The 17446-nt window shown below is 61.6% G+C and carries 16 protein-coding genes, 1 other RNA gene and 1 pseudogene; 14 read left to right on the forward strand and 4 right to left on the reverse strand.

The window, feature by feature from the left end; all coding sequences use genetic code 11:
* Nucleotides 1-101 precede the first annotated feature (101 nt).
* Complete coding sequence (locus PAN31108_RS17575) at nucleotides 102-521, reverse strand: acyl-CoA thioesterase (RefSeq protein WP_150670114.1); 420 nt, start codon at nucleotides 519-521, stop codon at nucleotides 102-104.
* A gap of 173 nt (nucleotides 522-694) precedes the next feature.
* On the opposite strand from PAN31108_RS17575, the gene PAN31108_RS17580 reads away from it, so the two are divergent.
* The 7 genes from PAN31108_RS17580 to PAN31108_RS17610 all read left to right on the forward strand — a co-directional run bounded on the left by PAN31108_RS17580 (nucleotide 695) and on the right by PAN31108_RS17610 (nucleotide 8720).
* Nucleotides 695-2644 (forward strand): ABCB family ABC transporter ATP-binding protein/permease, encoded by a 1950-nt coding sequence (locus tag PAN31108_RS17580; RefSeq protein WP_150670115.1) that lies wholly within the window; start codon nucleotides 695-697, stop codon nucleotides 2642-2644.
* A gap of 140 nt (nucleotides 2645-2784) precedes the next feature.
* The gene (locus PAN31108_RS17585) at nucleotides 2785-3741 is read left to right on the forward strand and encodes a LysR family transcriptional regulator (protein ID WP_150670116.1); all 957 of its coding nucleotides are present in this window, start codon (nucleotides 2785-2787) and stop codon (nucleotides 3739-3741) included.
* Between the two features lie 365 nt (nucleotides 3742-4106).
* On the forward strand, nucleotides 4107-5393 hold the full coding sequence (locus PAN31108_RS17590) for a Glu/Leu/Phe/Val family dehydrogenase (protein ID WP_150670117.1): 1287 nt from the start codon (nucleotides 4107-4109) through the stop codon (nucleotides 5391-5393).
* Nucleotides 5394-5556: 163 nt separating this feature from the next.
* Nucleotides 5557-6468, forward strand: coding sequence for a glutamate/aspartate ABC transporter substrate-binding protein (locus PAN31108_RS17595; RefSeq protein ID WP_150670118.1), 912 nt, complete (start codon nucleotides 5557-5559; stop codon nucleotides 6466-6468).
* 109 nt (nucleotides 6469-6577) lie between these two features.
* Nucleotides 6578-7318: an amino acid ABC transporter permease gene (locus tag PAN31108_RS17600; protein ID WP_150670119.1), complete on the forward strand. Its 741-nt coding sequence runs from the start codon at nucleotides 6578-6580 to the stop codon at nucleotides 7316-7318.
* Nucleotides 7318-7998: a glutamate/aspartate ABC transporter permease GltK gene (gene gltK / locus PAN31108_RS17605; RefSeq protein WP_150670120.1), complete on the forward strand. Its 681-nt coding sequence runs from the start codon at nucleotides 7318-7320 to the stop codon at nucleotides 7996-7998. Before PAN31108_RS17600 ends, gltK begins: the two co-directional genes overlap by 1 nt.
* Nucleotides 7995-8720: an amino acid ABC transporter ATP-binding protein gene (locus PAN31108_RS17610; RefSeq protein ID WP_039396149.1), complete on the forward strand. Its 726-nt coding sequence runs from the start codon at nucleotides 7995-7997 to the stop codon at nucleotides 8718-8720. The genes gltK and PAN31108_RS17610 overlap by 4 nt, the downstream gene beginning before the upstream one ends.
* A gap of 67 nt (nucleotides 8721-8787) precedes the next feature.
* Here PAN31108_RS17610 and PAN31108_RS17615 read toward each other — a convergent pair whose 3' ends face one another.
* Nucleotides 8788-9618 carry a class II glutamine amidotransferase gene (locus PAN31108_RS17615; RefSeq protein WP_039396153.1) on the reverse strand — a complete coding sequence of 277 codons (831 nt, stop codon included), beginning with the start codon at nucleotides 9616-9618 and terminating at the stop codon, nucleotides 8788-8790.
* Between the two features lie 209 nt (nucleotides 9619-9827).
* On the opposite strand from PAN31108_RS17615, the gene pyrC reads away from it, so the two are divergent.
* The 3 genes and pseudogenes from pyrC (at nucleotide 9828) to rnpB (ending at nucleotide 12413) form a co-directional block, all read left to right on the forward strand.
* Complete coding sequence (pyrC, locus tag PAN31108_RS17620; protein ID WP_150670121.1) at nucleotides 9828-10865, forward strand: dihydroorotase; 1038 nt, start codon at nucleotides 9828-9830, stop codon at nucleotides 10863-10865.
* A 158-nt stretch (nucleotides 10866-11023) separates the two neighbouring features.
* Nucleotides 11024-11862, forward strand: a pseudogene (locus tag PAN31108_RS17625) (DUF3025 domain-containing protein).
* A 142-nt stretch (nucleotides 11863-12004) separates the two neighbouring features.
* An RNA gene (rnpB, locus tag PAN31108_RS17630) (RNase P RNA component class A) lies at nucleotides 12005-12413 on the forward strand.
* Between the two features lie 74 nt (nucleotides 12414-12487).
* On the opposite strand, the gene PAN31108_RS17635 is transcribed toward rnpB, so the two are convergent.
* Nucleotides 12488-12910 carry an OsmC family protein gene (locus PAN31108_RS17635; protein WP_150670122.1) on the reverse strand — a complete coding sequence of 141 codons (423 nt, stop codon included), beginning with the start codon at nucleotides 12908-12910 and terminating at the stop codon, nucleotides 12488-12490.
* 637 nt (nucleotides 12911-13547) lie between these two features.
* Here PAN31108_RS17635 and rplM point away from each other — a divergent pair.
* From rplM to erpA, 4 genes are all read left to right on the forward strand, one after another.
* Nucleotides 13548-13976 carry a 50S ribosomal protein L13 gene (gene rplM, locus PAN31108_RS17640; RefSeq protein WP_010805091.1) on the forward strand — a complete coding sequence of 143 codons (429 nt, stop codon included), beginning with the start codon at nucleotides 13548-13550 and terminating at the stop codon, nucleotides 13974-13976.
* 10 nt (nucleotides 13977-13986) lie between these two features.
* On the forward strand, nucleotides 13987-14382 hold the full coding sequence (gene rpsI / locus PAN31108_RS17645) for a 30S ribosomal protein S9 (RefSeq protein ID WP_069340027.1): 396 nt from the start codon (nucleotides 13987-13989) through the stop codon (nucleotides 14380-14382).
* A gap of 181 nt (nucleotides 14383-14563) precedes the next feature.
* Nucleotides 14564-15607, forward strand: a complete 1044-nt coding sequence (gene argC / locus PAN31108_RS17650) for an N-acetyl-gamma-glutamyl-phosphate reductase (RefSeq protein WP_150670123.1) — start codon at nucleotides 14564-14566, stop codon at nucleotides 15605-15607.
* Nucleotides 15608-15704: 97 nt separating this feature from the next.
* Nucleotides 15705-16070, forward strand: a complete 366-nt coding sequence (gene erpA / locus PAN31108_RS17655) for an iron-sulfur cluster insertion protein ErpA (protein WP_044454229.1) — start codon at nucleotides 15705-15707, stop codon at nucleotides 16068-16070.
* A gap of 176 nt (nucleotides 16071-16246) precedes the next feature.
* On the opposite strand, the gene PAN31108_RS17660 is transcribed toward erpA, so the two are convergent.
* The gene (locus PAN31108_RS17660; protein WP_150670124.1) at nucleotides 16247-17419 is read right to left on the reverse strand and encodes an anhydro-N-acetylmuramic acid kinase; all 1173 of its coding nucleotides are present in this window, start codon (nucleotides 17417-17419) and stop codon (nucleotides 16247-16249) included.
* Between the last annotated feature and the right edge of the window lie 27 nt (nucleotides 17420-17446).

A 17446-nucleotide genomic window follows, 5' to 3' on the forward strand; every position in this document is an offset into this window, starting at 1 on the left:
GGGGACGCTCGGGTGCGCTTAGGTGGACTTAGATGGGCTTAGGTGGACCTAGATGGACTCAGGTGGACTTAGGGAGGACTTAGGGAGGACTTAGAGAGGAGTTAGCCGGCCACGTCGAGCTTGGGCAACTGGCGCGGGCGGCGGTCTTCGTCCGTCGCCACATAAGTGACCATCGCTTCCGTGACCTTGACGATCTCGTGCGACAGGCGCATGCGTTGTGCGTACGCCTCGACGTAGACGGTAATCGACGTATTGCCTGTCTTCACGATCGTGGCGTAGAAGCTCAGCAGATCGCCGACGAACACCGGTTCCTTGAACAGGAACGAGTTGACGGCGATGGTCGCGACACGGCCGTTGGCGCGTTGGGCGGCCGGAATCGAGCCGGCGATGTCCACCTGCGACATGATCCAGCCGCCGAATACGTCGCCGTGGGCGTTCGCGTCGGCGGGCATCGGCATCACGCGCAACGCCAGTTCTTTTTCTTCGGGCAGGGCCGTGAGGGTGGGGGTCGAGGGACTCATGAGGATCCTTGGTAGAGCGGGAAGACCGTCCGGCGAGTTCTGCGGGGTTCCCGACGCCTGACGCGGCGGCTTTGTGGGAGGCTCAGCAGTCGGCGCCGGGTTCTGCGAAAATACGCCTTCAACGATTCTAGCGGAAAGCCCTCATTCGAGCCGGACGCCGCCACACCCCCATCATGAGACGTTCCACTCCGGCCGAGCCCGCGCCGGCGGCTTCCAGCGGGCCCAATAGCCCCAATGGCCCCAATGGCCCCAATGGCCCCAATGCGACCAGAGCGCCCCGTGGCGACTGGCAGGTCATCAAATCCCTGATCCCGTATCTGCTGGAATTCCGCGGGCGCGTCACGCTGGCGCTCACTTGCCTGATTCTGGCGAAGGTCGCGAATCTCGGCGTGCCGGTCATCATGAAGCATATCGTCGACGCGCTCGGCCCCGTCGCCTCGCTCTCGGCCACGGCGCGCGCTACGAACGACCCCAGCCTGATCGTCGTCGGCGGCCTCGGGCTGCTGGTGATCGCCTACGGGCTGGTGCGCCTGTCGACGTCGCTCTTCACCGAGTTGCGCGAAATCCTGTTCTCGAAAGTGACGGAAAGCGCCGTGCGTCAGATCGCGCTCAAGGTCTTCCGCCACTTGCACGCGCTGTCGCTGCGTTTTCATCTGGAGCGCCAGACGGGCGGGATGAGCCGCGATATCGAGCGCGGCACACGAGGCATCCAGTCGATGATCTCGTACTCGCTCTACAGCATTCTGCCCACGCTTATCGAAGTCGGGCTGGTGCTGGGCTTCTTCGTCGTGCGTTACGACGCGTTTTACGCCATCGTCACGCTCGTGGCGCTTGCGTTCTACATTGTCTTCACGGTGAAGGTGACGGAGTGGCGCACGCATTTTCGTCGCACGATGAATGAACTCGATTCGAAGGCCAACGCGCGCGCCATCGATTCGCTCATCAACTACGAGACGGTGAAGTACTTCGGCAACGAGGCGTTCGAGACACAGCGTTACGACGAAAACCTCAAGCGTTACCGCGCGGCGGCGATTCGCTCGCAGAACTCGCTCTCGGTGCTGAACTTCGGCCAGCAGTTCATCATCGCAGGGGGGCTGATCCTGATTCTGTGGCACGCCACACAGGGCGTGATGAGCGGGCGCATGACGCTCGGCGATCTGGTGCTCGTCAACACGTTCATGTTGCAGTTGTACATTCCGCTGAACTTTCTTGGCGTGATCTATCGCGAACTCAAGCAGGCGATGACGGACATGGATCGCATGTTCACGCTGCTCGACGTCAACCGCGAAGTCGCCGATCCCCCCGGCGCGCAGCCCCTGGTGTGCAACGGCGGGACCGTGCGCTTCGCGCATGTGAATTTCGGCTATGAGCCCTCGCGCCAGATTCTGCATGACGTCGATTTCACGATTGCCGCCGGCACGACCACGGCGGTCGTGGGGCACAGCGGCTCGGGCAAATCGACGCTCTCTCGCCTGCTGTTTCGCTTTTACGACGTTGGTTTCCCCGGGCTCGACGGCGGTCGCATCTGCATCGACGGGCAGGACCTTCGCGACGTCACGCAGGATTCGCTGCGCGCGGCCATCGGCATCGTCCCGCAAGACACGGTACTGTTCAACGACACGATTTACTACAACATCGCGTATGGCAATCCGTCGGCATCGCGCGACCAGGTGATTGCCGCAGCGCGCGCCGCCCATATCCACGACTTCATCGAGAGCCTGCCGGCGGGCTATGAATCGATGGTCGGCGAACGCGGGCTCAAGCTCTCGGGGGGCGAAAAGCAACGAGTGGCGATTGCACGCACGATCCTCAAGAATCCGCACATTCTGATTTTCGACGAAGCGACGTCGGCGCTCGACTCGCGCTCGGAGCAGGCGATTCAGACGGAGTTGCGCAACATCGCCCATGAGCGCACCACGCTCGTGATCGCGCACCGTCTCTCGACGGTGGTCCATGCGGCGCAGATCATCGTGCTCGACAAGGGGCGCATCGTCGAGCGCGGTACGCACGACCAGTTGCTGCGCGCCGAGGGGCTTTACGCGCAGATGTGGGCGTTGCAGCAGCAGCGTCGTGGCGGTGAGGGGGATGCCGAGGCATCGCACTTCGCCACGGTGGTGTCCTGAGCGACGCGCCCCGGCACACGGGGCCGGTGGCGCGTCGGCGCTCGCCGGATGACGGGCGTGGGCCTGTCGTCCCGGCCCGCGATTGAGTAGACTAGCGCGCTGACATTGCCTATCGCCTATCGCCTGCGCGGGAGCACCGCATGGAAATCAAATGGCTTGAAGACTTCGTGTCGCTCGCCAAGACGAACAGTTTCAGCCGCTCGGCCGAATTGCGTCATGTGACGCAGCCGGCGTTTTCGCGACGCATCCAGTCGCTCGAAGGGTGGCTCGGCAGCGAGTTGATCGACCGTTCCAGTTACCCCACCCGTCTGACGCCCGCCGGCGAGGTGTTCTACGAGCAGGCGCTGGCCTTGCTCGCGCAGGCGCAGGAAGCGCGCGCGCTGCTGCGCGAACAGCGCTCGGCCGATCACTCGGTGATCGACTTCGCCGTGCCGCATACGCTGTCGATGACGTTCTTCCCGCGCTGGCTCAAGCTGCTGGAGAAGCGGCTCGGGCTGCTGCGTAGCCGGTTGCGTGCGCTCAACGTGCACGACGCGGCGATGTCGCTCACCGACGGCGGCTGCGATCTGCTGATGTGTTACTACCATCCGAGCCAGCCGCTTCAGCTCGACGCGGCGCGTTACGAAATGATGGTGCTCGGCAGTGAGCGATTCAGTCCCTACAGCGCGCCCACGACGCAAAAGCGCGCGCGCTTCAAGCTGCCGGGCACGGCCGAAGCGCCGGTGCCGTATCTGGCTTATACGTCCAACGCCTACCTCGGACGCATGGCCGATCTGCTCACGGGCGATGCCGCGAGCCGGCCGCATCTGGACAAAGTCTACGAGACGGACATGGCCGAAGCGCTCAAAGCGATGGTGCTCGCCGGACACGGTGTGGCGTTTCTGCCGGAAAGCGCGGTGGTCGACTCGGTGGCGCGCGCAGAACTGATCGATCTGGCGCCGCCGGGCAAGGCGTCGGCGCCGTGGCATCTGGACATGGAGATTCGCCTGTATCGCGACCGGCTCGCCCACACGGACGCCAGCAACCGGCGCGAGCGCACCAAGCGCGATGTCGTCGAGGCGTTCTGGCAGGCCGTGCGGGATCAGGTCAGAGGGTAAGCACGCCGTCAGGACAAAGCGCGCGGGGCGTCAGTTCGATGCGTTAAGTCAGCGTGTACCCCGCACTGCGTCTTTCGGTGGCCGTCGTCAGGCACGCGGTTTCAATAGACCGGATATCCGGGAGGGGCTTCGCCGGCCATGCGGCCTCCCGCCCCCTGCGGGGATGGCGGCTTTGCATGGCGATCACGGCGTATTGCCTGACATAACGACAAAAAGAAGGCGGTGGCATAACTATGCAGGAATTGCATAGATGCATGTTTATTCGGCATTGGATTGTTGTTTGAGGTTCTTTGTAAAGTGCGAGCCATTCGTGTCGCCGGCGCGGTGTGTGCCTGCGGTACAGATTGAAGCCGGAGAATCCAACGATGTCTCAAACGTCACATGCCTTGCCTTCTTACCTCGACGCCGAGCACCTCGGTCCGTGGGGTAACTACCTCCAACAGGTCGACCGTGTCACTCCCTACCTGGGGACACTTTCGCGCTGGGTCGAAACCCTCAAGCGCCCGAAGCGTATCCTCGTCGTCGACTGCCCGATCGAACTCGACAACGGCACCATTGCCCACTTCGAGGGCTATCGCGTCCAGCACAACACGTCGCGCGGCCCCGGCAAGGGCGGTGTGCGTTTTCATCAGGACGTCACGTTGTCCGAAGTGATGGCCCTGTCGGCCTGGATGTCGGTCAAGAACGCTGCGGTGAACGTGCCTTACGGCGGCGCCAAGGGGGGTATCCGTGTCGACCCGCGCAAGCTCTCGCGCGGCGAACTCGAACGCCTGACGCGTCGTTACACCAGCGAAATCAACATCATCATCGGGCCGACGAAGGACATTCCGGCACCGGACGTCAACACCAATGAGCAGATCATGGCGTGGATGATGGACACCTACTCGATGAACGAGGGGTCCACCGCCACCGGCGTCGTGACCGGCAAGCCGATCTCGCTGGGCGGCTCGCTGGGCCGTCGCGAGGCGACCGGCCGCGGCGTGTTCGTGGTGAGCTGCGAAGCCGCCCGCCGTCTGGGCATGGATGTGCGCGGCGCGCGCGTGATCGTGCAGGGCTTCGGTAACGTGGGCGGTATCGCCGCCCGTCTGTTCCATGAAGCCGGCGCGCATGTCATCGGCGTGCAAGATCACACCGGTACGATTTACAAGTCGGACGGCCTCGACGTGCCGAATCTGCTCAAGCACGTGGGCGAGACCGGCGGTGTGGGCGGTTTCCCGGCAGCCGAGACCATTAAGGACGAAGAATTCTGGTCGCTCGACTGCGAATTCCTGATTCCGGCCGCACTGGAAAACCAGATTACCGAGAAAAACGCCGACAAGATTCGTGCGAAGGTCGTGGTGGAGGGCGCGAACGGCCCGACCACGACGGCTGCGGACGATATTCTGCGTAGCAAGAACATTCTCGTGGTGCCGGACGTGGTGGCCAACGCTGGCGGCGTGACGGTCTCCTACTTCGAATGGGTGCAGGACTTCTCGAGCTTTTTCTGGACCGAGGAAGAGATCAACCATCGTCTGGAACGCATCATGCGCGAGGCGTTCGACGGCGTATGGCATGTGGCGCAGGAACATCAGGTTTCCCTGCGTACAGCGGCATTCATCGTGGCGTGCACCCGTATCCTGCAAGCCCGTGAAATGCGCGGTCTGTACCCCTGATCGGGGGCTGCGCAACGCTAAGTAGTAATACGGATTAGTGCGTAAAACAGAATGTTCGGAGCGAGTTGCGTCAAAAAAGACGTTCGTTCCGAACATTCCAGAATAAAAAAACGGGCAAAGGCAGTGCTAAAATGCCTTCGTTTTGTGCCAAGGAGACCAAGGAATGACCCTCTCGAAAATTGCGTTGGCGATGTGCTGTGTCGGCTTGATGGCAGGTGCTGCTCAAGCTCAGGAATCAGGTACTCTCAAGAAGATCAAGGATACGGGCGTCATTACGCTGGGACACCGTGAATCGTCGATCCCGTTCTCGTTTTATGACAACAACCACAACGTCGTCGGCTATGCCAACGATGTTGCGCAGGCAATCGTTGCAGAAGTCAAGAAAGAACTGAAGCTGACGAAGCTGGACGTCAAGCAGATCCCGATCACGTCGCAGAACCGCATTCCGCTGGTTCAGAACGGCACGATCGATATCGAGTGCGGTTCGACCACGAACAACGCCGATCGCCAGAAGCAGGCTGCATTCTCGAACACGTTCTTCATCATCGGCACGCGTTTGCTGGCGAAGAACGATAGCGGTATCAAGGATTTCGCCGACCTGAAGGGCAAGAACGTTGTGACCACGGCAGGCACGACCTCCGAAATTCTCCTGCGCAAGATGAATCAGGAGAACAACATGGGCATGAACATCACCAGCGCCAAGGACCACGGCGAAGCGGCGCTTACGCTGAGCAGCGGCCGTGCTGTCGCGTTCATGATGGACGATGCGCTCCTCGCGGGCGAGCGTGCCAAGTACAAGAATGCCAAGGACTACAACATCGTCGGCAAGGCGCAGTCGTACGAAGCCTATGGTTGCATGATGCGCAAGGACGATCCGGCCTTCAAGAAGGTGGTCGACAAGGCCATCGCCGATTACCAGAAGTCGGGGCAGGCTCAGAAGGACTACGCCAAGTGGTTCCAGCAGCCGATCGCGGCTCTCTCGGGCACGCCGAACATGGATTTCCCGCCGTCGCCTGAAATGGCCGCACTGTGGAAGTCACCGAACGACAGCGCAGACGTGCATGGCGCCAAGTAAGCCCGCAAGGCTTCACGAGTCGCTAAGCGGAGTCAGCAGGTAATGCCGAAGCGGAAGGAGTCGATCCTTCCGCTTCTTTTTAAGTAAGGCAAGCAGAAGAGGGGAGATCATGGCTCTCGGTCTCGATTTCAGTTTTTTCTTTCAGCCGGTGTCGACGGGCGAGAACACCACCTACTTCGGGTGGTTGCTCTCCGGTCTCAAGCTCACGCTTGAAGTCGGCCTCGGCGGCTGGATCATTGCGCTCGTGGTCGGCTCCGTGCTCGGCGTGATGCGCACCGTTCCGAACAAATGGATTTCCGGATTTGCGACGGCCTACGTCGAGTTGTTCCGGAACATCCCGCTGCTGGTGCAGTTGTTCTTCTGGTACTACGTGGCGCCCGACTTCCTGCCGGAAGGGGTTCGTCAGTGGCTGTTCTCGCTCAATCCGTCGAGCGTTTCGCTGCTCACCGGTGTGGTCGGCCTCGGCCTTTTTACGGCGGCCCGCGTGTGCGAACAGGTGCGCTCCGGTATTAATTCGCTGCCCAAGGGACAGAAGAACGCCGGTCTGGCGATGGGCCTCACGCTCCCGCAGACCTATCGTTTCGTGTTGCTGCCGGTGGCCTTCCGTGTCGTGATCCCGCCGATCACGTCGGAATTCGTCAACATCTTCAAGAACTCGGCCGTGATCTCGACCGTGAACTTGCTGGAATTGACGGGCCAGGGCAAACAGCTGATCGATTACACGGCGCATAGCTACGAGTCGTTCATCGCTGTGACGGTCACGTACATGGTCATCAATATCGCGGTGCTGGTGCTCATGCGCTTCATCGAAGCCAAGACCCGCCTGCCGGGCTACATCGGGGGCAAATAATGCTTGAGATCTTCGCATGGGGCAGCGCCGTCGAGGCAATGCCGCTGCTCGTCAAGGGCATGGTCACGACGTTGCAGATCACGGCGCTGGCCGTGGTCGTCGGCATCGTCTGGGGCACGTTGCTCGCGATGATGCGTCTGTCGGGCGTGGCGCCGCTGAAGTGGTTCGCGGATCTGTATGTGAACGTGTTCCGTTCGATTCCGCTGCTGATGGTGCTGCTGTGGTTCTTCCTGATCGTGCCGCAGGTGTTGCGTTCGCTGCTGGACGTGCCGCCGACGTGGGACATCCGGATGGTCTCGGCGCTCGTGGCCTTCTCGCTGTTCGAAGCGGCGTATTATTCGGAAATTATCCGCGCCGGTATCCAGAGCGTATCGCGGGGTCAGATGTCGGCCGCGTTCGCGCTCGGCATGTCGTACTGGCAGGCGATGGGCCTCGTGGTGCTGCCGCAGGCGTTCCGCAACATGGTGCCGTTGCTGCTCACGCAGGGCATCATTCTGTTCCAGGATACCTCGCTCGTGTACGCGATCGCCTTGTCCGACTTCTTCGGCATGGCGTACTCGGTCGGTCAGCGTGACGGCTCGCTGCCTGCCATGATTGTGTTTGCCGGAGCGGTCTACTTTGTGATCTGCTTCACCGTTTCGATGTTGGTTAAACGTCTTCAAAAGAGGTTGGCGAAATGATTACCCTGAAAAACGTCTCCAAGTGGTACGGCCAGTTCCAGGTGCTCACGGACTGTTCCACTGAAGTCAAGAAGGGTGAAGTCGTGGTGGTGTGCGGCCCGTCGGGCTCGGGCAAATCCACGCTCATCAAGACCGTCAACGGCCTGGAGCCGATCCAGCAAGGCGAGATCATCGTCGATGGCACCTCGGTGGCGGACCCGAAGACGAACCTGGCCAAGCTCCGCTCGCGCGTGGGCATGGTGTTCCAGCACTTCGAACTCTTCCCGCATCTGTCGATCACCGAAAACCTGACGCTCGCGCAGGTCAAGGTGCTCGGTCGCAGCAAGGAAGCCGCGCGCGACAAGGGCCTGAAGCTGCTCGAGCGCGTGGGCCTGAAGGCGCATGCTCACAAGTTCCCGGGCCAGCTCTCGGGCGGTCAGCAACAGCGTGTGGCCATCGCCCGTGCCCTGTGCATGGACCCGATCGCCATGCTGTTCGACGAACCGACCTCGGCACTCGACCCGGAAATGATCAATGAAGTGCTCGACGTGATGGTCGAACTGGCGCAGGAAGGCATGACCATGATGGTGGTCACGCACGAAATGGGCTTCGCCAAGAAGGTCGCCAATCGCGTGATCTTCATGGATCAGGGCATCATCGTCGAAGACGATCAGAAGGACGAGTTCTTCGCCAATCCGAAGTCGGATCGCGCCAAGGACTTCCTGGCCAAGATCCTGCACTGATCGCGTTCGGCGCCGGAACAAAAAAAGCGTGCCTTCGGGCACGCTTTTTTTATGGATGTCGCCCGCGTTACTGGCAGGCGGTGTTCTGCGCGTTGCGCAGGCGCACGGCCTCCGGAATCGGCACCACGGTACGCAGCGTCGGCGCGCCCTTCTCGAAGAGGATCAGTTCGCCCGGCTCGAATGTCGTCCAGACTTCGTTATCGGTGAGCGGTGCCGTGGCGATCACCGCGACGCGATCGGCGGGCGTGGTGAACTTGGCGAAGTCAATTTCCCAATCGGCGTCGATCAGATGCGCCTTGGTGAACGGCCACTGGCGTGCGATGAAGTGCAGACGCGTGGAGCAGTGGGCAATCAGTGCCTGACCGTTGGAGAGCACGAAATTGAACACGCCGTGTCGCGTGATCGTGCGCGTAATGTCTTCCACCGCGTGGAAGAGTTCGTCCAGCGGAGGTTGCGAGCCGGGGAAGCGCTTGCGCAGGCCTTGCATGATGTCGCAGAAGGCGCGTTCGCTGTCCGTCGTACCGACCGGTTGGTAGACGCCGGAGAGGAACGGGTCGTAATCGTGCAGATCGCCGTTATGGGCGAAGATCCAGTGACGCCCCCACAACTCGCGTTGAAACGGGTGGCAGTTCTCCAGTTCAACGATGCCTTGCGTGGCTTTGCGGATGTGCGCGATGACGTTTTTGGATTTGATCGGGTATTTCTTCACCAATTCGGCGATCGGTGAGTTGGCTGCGGCCTGATGGTCGATGAAGAGACGGCAAGCCTTGTCCTCGAAAAACGCGATGCCCCAGCCGTCCGCATGGTGATCCGTTCCGCCCCCACGCGCCGCGAAACCGGTAAATGAGAACGTGATGTCGGTCGGTTCCGCGCAATTCATTGCGAGCAGCTGGCACATGGGACGGGCAAATCGAAGATGGGCTGCGCACGTCGTGTCTGAGCGCCGCAGCCGTTACAATATGGGGTTACAGAAGCATAGCACCGGCCTCTGTGCACGTACATTCCCGCCCAGGCACTCCGTAGCGTCGACGCGTCATGACTTCGCACTTCGCACTTCGCACCCGCGGTCGCATGGGCGAGCCGTCCCCCAGCCCCCGGAAAACGCCCATGACCACCGAACTGACTATCACCCGTCCCGATGACTGGCACTTGCACGTGCGCGATGGCGCCGTGCTCAGGAGCGTGCTGCCCGACAGCGCCCGCCAGTTTGGCCGGGCAATCATCATGCCGAACCTCAAGCCGCCGGTCACCACGACCGAACACGCGGCAGCGTATCGCGAGCGCATTCTCGCGGCGCGCCCGGCCGGCAATACGTTCGAGCCGCTCATGACGCTGTACTTGACCGACAATACGCCGGCCGAGGAGATTCGCCGCGCGAAGGCGTCGGGTTTCGTTCACGGCGTGAAGCTGTATCCGGCCGGGGCAACGACGAACTCCGATGCGGGCGTGACCGACCTGGCCAAGTGCCGCAGTGCGCTCGAGGCGATGCAGGAGGTCGGCATGCCGCTGCTCGTACACGGTGAAGTGACGAGCGCCGACATCGACCTCTTCGATCGTGAAAAAGTGTTCATCGACCAGGTGATGACGCCGTTGCGCCGCGATTTTCCGGCGTTGAAGGTCGTGTTCGAGCACATCACGACAAGGGATGCCGCCGAGTACGTCGCCCAGGCCGAAGGCCCCATTGCCGCCACGATTACGCCGCATCACCTGCTCTACAACCGTAACGCGATCTTCACCGGCGGGATTCGTCCGCATTACTATTGCCTGCCGGTGCTCAAGCGCGAGACCCATCGCGAAGCGCTCGTGAAGGCCGCGACGTCGGGCAGCCCGCGCTTCTTCCTCGGCACCGACAGCGCCCCGCACGCGCGCGGCGTGAAGGAAGCCGCTTGCGGATGCGCCGGTTGCTACACGGCGTTGCATGCCGTGGAACTGTACGCGGAAGCGTTCGACAAGGCCGGCGCGCTCGACAAGTTCGAAGCGTTCGCCAGCTTCTACGGCCCGGACTTCTATGAACTGCCGCGTAACACCGACAAGGTCACGCTGGTTCGCGAGGACTGGGAACTGCCGGCCGAACTGCCGATGGGCGACACCACCGTGGTGCCGCTGCGCGCCGGTGAAGTGATGGGCTGGAAGCTCAAGGGCTGAGGCAGTACCGCCGGACGCGGTCGGCTGCCCGCGGGTTTGCTTCGTCCCGGTCTTCGGACGAAGCAACGGGAAGGCCGATAGCGCTGGCGGCGTTGCCGTCGGCGGCGGTCCGGAAATCGCAGTGGAAGCGTCGACCGATGATGCATTCGAAGCCGCAAATGATCGTTCAAACAACGGAGACGCCGGTATCGCGTACCACGCCGGCATTCGATTTCGTGGACATCGACTGGCAGGCGCCGTGGTGGTCGGCGGTCGCGGCTCGCGGCCAAGCGGCACTGGCGTGTGAGGACTGGCGTCAAGCACTCTCCGCACAGGCCGTGCAGGCCGCGCTGGTGAGTGGCCAGGGTCGTGCGCTGTGCTTCGTGGCGCAGGAGGAACTGCCCGCAGAAACGGCCTACGAGGCGTTCATTGCGGCGACCGGCAGGGTGCCGACGCGGCGCAACCTCCACGATTTTTTCAATGCACTGATCTGGCTGACCTATCCGCGCGGCAAGGCGGCGCTCAATGCGCGTCAGGCCGCTGCGATTGCCGCCGACGGCGTGCGCGCCACCCGTGGCGCGACGCAGCCACGCTGTTCGACGAGAACGCCGTGCTCTTCGCATGCAGCGATCCCTCGCTCGGGGCCGCGCTGCGGGCGTTCGACTGGCAGACGCTGTTCCTGGCACGCCGCGCCGAGTGGGGGCACGCCTGCGAGGTTCAGCCATTCGGGCACGCGCTACTGGAAAAGCTTGTCGCCCCCTATAATTCGGTGACATCTCACGCATGGATCGTCGACGTTCCCGCGGCCTATTTCGGCTTGCCACCCGAAGCGCGCCGCGCCTGGCTGGACGCGCGGATCGCGCCGACGCTGGCGGCGGCAACGCTGACGACGCGGGACTTCGCGCCGTTGCCGGTGCTGGGTATTCCGGGCTGGTGGCCTGAGAACGAAGATCCGTCGTTCTATCGTGACGAATCGGTCTTCCGGCCGGGGCGACGGGAAAAGCGCCGAGCCGGCTGAGCGAGCGATGCCATGTGCGGACATACGCGGACATACGCGGACATACGCACGGAAGAACGACGTCCTTCCAGGCATGGGCAGCAAGGATGGTCCGGGAACCTCGACGTCCAGGGAGAAGGGCCCGTGATACACTTCGGCCCGCAGAGTCGGCCAGACAATCGCCGCCTCCTTTCGGGGAGGGGGAGGAAAGTCCGGACTCCATAGGGCAGGGTGATGGCTAACGGCCATCCGTCGCGAGACGCGGAACAGGGCAACAGAGAACAGACCGCCGATGGCCTCTGGCGCAAGTCAGGGGATCAGGTAAGGGTGAAACGGTGCGGTAAGAGCGCACCGCGGCGTGCGGCAACGCACACGGCACGGTAACCTCCACCCGGAGCAATTCCAAATAGGCAGGTGAGCGGCATGCGCCTCGTGCGCTGCCGGCAACGGGGCCCCCGGGAGCCTGCGGGTAGGAAGCTTGAGCGGCGCAGTGATGTGTCGCCTAGAGGAATGATTGTCAGGCGCGGCGCGAGTCGCGTTCACAGAATCCGGCTTATCGGCCGGCTCTGCATCCCAACAAGAAACAAAAGGCTCCCTCCCGGGAGCCTTTTGTCTTTCTGGCGTCGCCGCGCTGAGCGATGGCCGCTCAGCCTTCGACGATTTCGACGCTGTGCGTGAGCTCCGCCGTCTTGGCGAGCATGATCGATGCCGAGCAGTATTTGTCGTGCGACAGGTTCACCGCACGTTCCACGGCGCTCGGGTTCAGATTGCGGCCCGTCACGGTGAAGTGAAAGTGAATCTTGGTAAAGACCTTCGGATCTTCGCTGGCGCGCTCCGCCTTGAGCGTGACGCTGCAATCCTTGACGTCGGCACGGCTCTTCTTAAGGATCATCACCACGTCATACGCGGTGCACCCCCCCGTGCCGACCAGCACCATCTCCATCGGACGTGGCGCCAGGTTGTTGCCGCCGCCTTCCGGGGCACCATCCATCGCGACAATGTGTCCGCTGCCTGTCTGTGCGACGAAGGACATGCCGCCCGGGCCCATCCAGCTAACCTTGCATTCCATATGTTGAAACCCCGATATCCCATTCAAGCGAAAATTGTAGCGGCTTCCGCGAACCTGCGTACGATGCCGCCGCGAACCTGCGTGCTCGCAATTTACGCACCAGGTTGCTGCATCGCAATATTGGCTTTTTTTGATCGGGTTTTGAGCGGGATAAACCCTACATTGAGGTTGTCGGCTCGAAAGTGCTGACGAATCTCAAAGGATTTTAAGCGGCAAAGTATTGATTTTTAAGGTATTTAACTGATATCGCTCAATTTTCAGTCATTTCATATCGTGGTGCTTGATTTCGCACTATAAATTTTCTTGCGTTGCAGCAATCCGTTTGCTACACTGCAGTCATTGGTTGTTGTGCTTCACAGCAACGCTGCAAGTGTCTCCTCCACCCTCCTCCTTTGGTGGATTTAACCCGGACCCATTGAGGTTCGGGTTTTTTTTTGTGCCGCCGGAAACGCCGTTTACCGGAGGGGCGATTTTTCTGTATAATCAAAGGCTTTTCCGGAAATGCCCACGGAAAAAGCATCAGGGAGAGCCTGCAAGCACAGGACTGCGCCATGTGACCTCGAGTCGCCAGGACGCGGCCGGCAGACAAGCAGGAAGTTGGTGTTAATGGGGCAAACGCATTTTATTTGGATCGATCATGAAGACGTTTTCCGCTAAGCCGGCAGAGGTGACGCGCGAATGGTTTGTGATTGACGCGACGGACAAAGTCCTCGGCCGTGTCGCCAGCGAAGTGGCACGCCGTCTGCGCGGCAAGCACAAGCCTGAATTCACGCCGCACGTTGATACTGGTGACTACATCATCATCGTCAATGCTGCCAAGCTGAAAGTCACGGGCGCAAAGCAAACTGACAAGAAGTACTACCGTCACACGGGTTACCCGGGCGGTATCTACGAAACCACGTTTGGCAAGATGCAAGAGCGTTTCCCGGGCCGCGCGCTCGAGAAGGCGGTCAAGGGCATGCTGCCGAAGGGTCCGCTGGGCTATGCGATGATCAAGAAGCTGAAGGTTTACGCCGACGGCAATCATCCGCACGAAGCGCAGCAACCGAAGTCGCTCGAGATCTAAGGGCCACGCCATGTACAAAAACGATTGGAATTACGGCACCGGCCGTCGCAAGAGCGCTGTCGCTCGTGTGTTCATCAAGGCTGGCAAGGGCGACATCATCGTCAATGGCAAGCCGATCAAAGAGTACTTTGCTCGTGAAACGTCGCTGATGATCGTTCGTCAGCCGCTCGAGCTGACCAACCACGCCGAAACGTTCGACATCAAGGTCAACGTGTCGGGCGGCGGTGAAACGGGTCAGGCCGGTGCGGTTCGCCACGGCATCACCCGCGCACTGATCGACTACGATGCGACGCTCAAGCCGTCGCTGTCGAACGCTGGCTTCGTGACGCGCGATGCCCGTGAAGTCGAACGTAAGAAGGTTGGCTTCCACAAAGCCCGCCGTCGCAAGCAATTCTCGAAGCGTTAATCGCCCGAGTGCTTGTGGACATCCACTTCGGTGGATGCAGAAAAGGCCGCCTCGCGCGGCCTTTTTTCATTTTGGGTTGCCGTGAAAACGCTTGTGTGCGTAAGGCGTTCTTCCGCGTCACCGTCCCACAAGTGTCGTTGAAGCTTGATAGAATCGCGGTTCCGATTGAAAGGGGTAGGACATGGTCAAGGTAGGTATCGTAGGCGGCACCGGCTATACCGGTGTGGAGCTGCTTCGTTTGCTGGCGCAGCATCCCGAAGTGAAGTTGACGGCAATTACCTCGCGCAAGGAAGCGGGTACGCCGGTCGCCGATATGTATCCGAACCTTCGCGGCCGTGTCGACCTGGCGTTCTGCACGCCCGACGACGCTCGTCTCACCGATTGCGATGTGGTGTTCTTTGCGACCCCGCATGGCGTGGCGATGGCGCAGGCCCGCGAATTGCTGGCCGCTGGTGTGCGCGTGATCGATCTGGCGGCGGACTTTCGTCTGAAGGACACGGCCACGTTCGAGAAGTGGTACGGCATGCCGCACGCCTGCCCGGATATTCTCGAAGAAGCCGTGTACGGCCTGCCCGAAATCAATCGCGACAAGATCAAGAGCGCGCGCGTGATCGGTTTGCCGGGTTGCTACCCGACGTCCGTGCAACTGGGCTATGCGCCACTGTTCGCCGGTGGTCGTAAGCTGGTCGATCCGAAGCATTTGATCGCCGACGCCAAGTCGGGCGCGAGCGGCGCCGGTCGCAAGGGCGAGACGTCGCTGATCCTCGCGGAGACGGCGGACAACTTCAAGGCGTACGGCGTGAAGGGCCATCGCCACCATCCGGAAATCAAACAGGGTCTGGAAGCCATTGCCGGTTACGACGTGGGTCTGACGTTTGTGCCGCATTTGCTGCCGACGATTCGCGGCATTCATTCGACGCTGTACGCGACGATCCTGCCCGAAGCGCGCGATACCGATTTTCAGGCGCTGTTCGAAACGTATTACGCGGGCGAGCCGTTCGTGGACGTGCTGCCGGCAGGCTCGATGCCGGAAACGCGCTGGGTGCGCGCGTCGAACTATGTGCGCATGGCCGTGCATCGTCCGAACAACGAAGACACGCTGGTCATCCTCGTGGTGGAAGACAATCTGGTCAAGGGCGCATCCGGCCAGGGCGTGCAATGTATGAATCTGATGTTCGGCTTGCCGGAGAATATGGGCCTGACCCATATTCCCGTACTGCCGTAACGGTATTTATCGTCACTAAGTCCTTGATTTTTCGGCCATCGGCACGATTTTAGGAATAGGGCTAGAATGACACCAAACCGATTTATGGAGATTTGCGATGAGCGCACTGCTTGAGGACGCCGTCACGGAAATGCCCGCATTCCTGGTCTTTACCGACAGCGCTGCGGACAAGGTCAAGCAACTGATCGACGAAGAAGGCAATCCCGACCTGAAACTGCGCGTTTTCGTGCAGGGTGGCGGTTGCTCGGGCTTCCAGTATGGTTTCACCTTCGATGAGGACGTCAACGAAGACGATACCGTGCTCGACAAGAACGGCGTGTCGCTGCTGATCGACTCGATGAGCTATCAATACCTCGTCGGCGCCGAGATCGACTACAAGGAAGACATCAACGGCGCACAGTTCGTGATCAAGAACCCGAACGCAACCACCACCTGTGGTTGCGGTTCCTCGTTCTCGGTCTGAGCGACGCGAAGTCAGCCGGATCGCGGTAAGAGAAAGGACCCGGAAGGGTCCTTTCTTCTTTTCCTTTTCATCTTTTCCATTTTTGTCCCGCGTCGACGTTCCCACGCTTGCGCGTTGCGCCAACGTCGCCATGACAGCTTGGCGCCTTCCGTGCCGCGGGGGCACGGATCTGTCGTTCAACGCGGATAGATTGCGCCCAGAATGCGAGGCCCCTTGGCACCGGTGACGGAGGGCAGATTGCCCGGCTGTCGTGCCACGCAACGCTCGGCGAGCCATGCAAAGGCACGCGCCTCCACCTGATGCGGTGCAATGCCCAGCGCGTCGGTCGTCGCCACTCTCACGCCCGGCAGGCGGGCCGCAATAGCTTGCATGAGCGTGCGATTGCGGGTGCCACCGCCACACGCATAGAAGGCCCGGCAGTCCGGGGCGTAACGCAGAACATCGTGGGCGACGCACTGCGCCGTGAGCGCGACGAGGGTGGCCTGCACGTCTGCCGGCGAAATCGTTGGGAAAGCGGCCAGATGCGCGTCGAGCCACGCAGCGTGGAACAGGTCGCGGCCAGTGCTTTTCGGCGGCGTCTGGCGGAAATAGGGCTCACCGAGCAGGGCGGCGAGCAGCGCGTCGTCGACACGGCCGGTGGCGGCCCATGCGCCGCCGTCGTCATACGATTGACCGATGTGGCGGGCGGCCCAGCCGTCGAGCAGCGCATTGCCCGGCCCACAATCGAAACCGTACACCGGCTGACCTAACGACGTGGCAGGCAGAATCGTCACGTTGCTGATGCCACCGAGGTTGCATACGACGCGTGTCTCGCCGGCATCGGAAAACATTGCCTGATGGTAGGCCGGCACGAGCGGTGCACCTTGCCCGCCGGCGGCCACATCGCGACTGCGAAGGTCCGCCACCACATCGATGCCGGTCAGTTCGGCGAGCAGCGCGGGAGCGTTGAGCTGGCGCGTGTAACCCACACCGTCGAATTCGCCCGGGCGATGACGGATCGTCTGTCCATGCGCACCGATCGCCGTCACGTCGGCAGACGACAGCCCGGCGGCGGCGAGCAGATCGCGCACGCACGCCGCGTAGACAACTGCCAACGCATTCGCCGCGAGCGCTTCGCGATGCAACTCGTTTTCGGACGGGGCTTGTAGCGCCATCAGCGTTTCACGCAGGTCGCTCGGGAACGGCAGATAAGCCTCGGCGAGCACGCGGCCGTCGGCGGACGCGACGAGCACGCCGTCAACGCCATCCAGACTCGTGCCGGACATCAGGCCGATGAAGTGAGCGGACGAGGGGGAGGCCGGAGAAGCCGGGGAAGCGAGAGAAGTGCGGGGAGGGCGGGCGTCGGTCATGTGCGCAGCGCGATCGTACTAAGAGCC

The sequence above is a fragment of the Pandoraea anhela genome, from assembly GCF_902459655.1.
GTDB lineage: Bacteria > Pseudomonadota > Gammaproteobacteria > Burkholderiales > Burkholderiaceae > Pandoraea > Pandoraea anhela.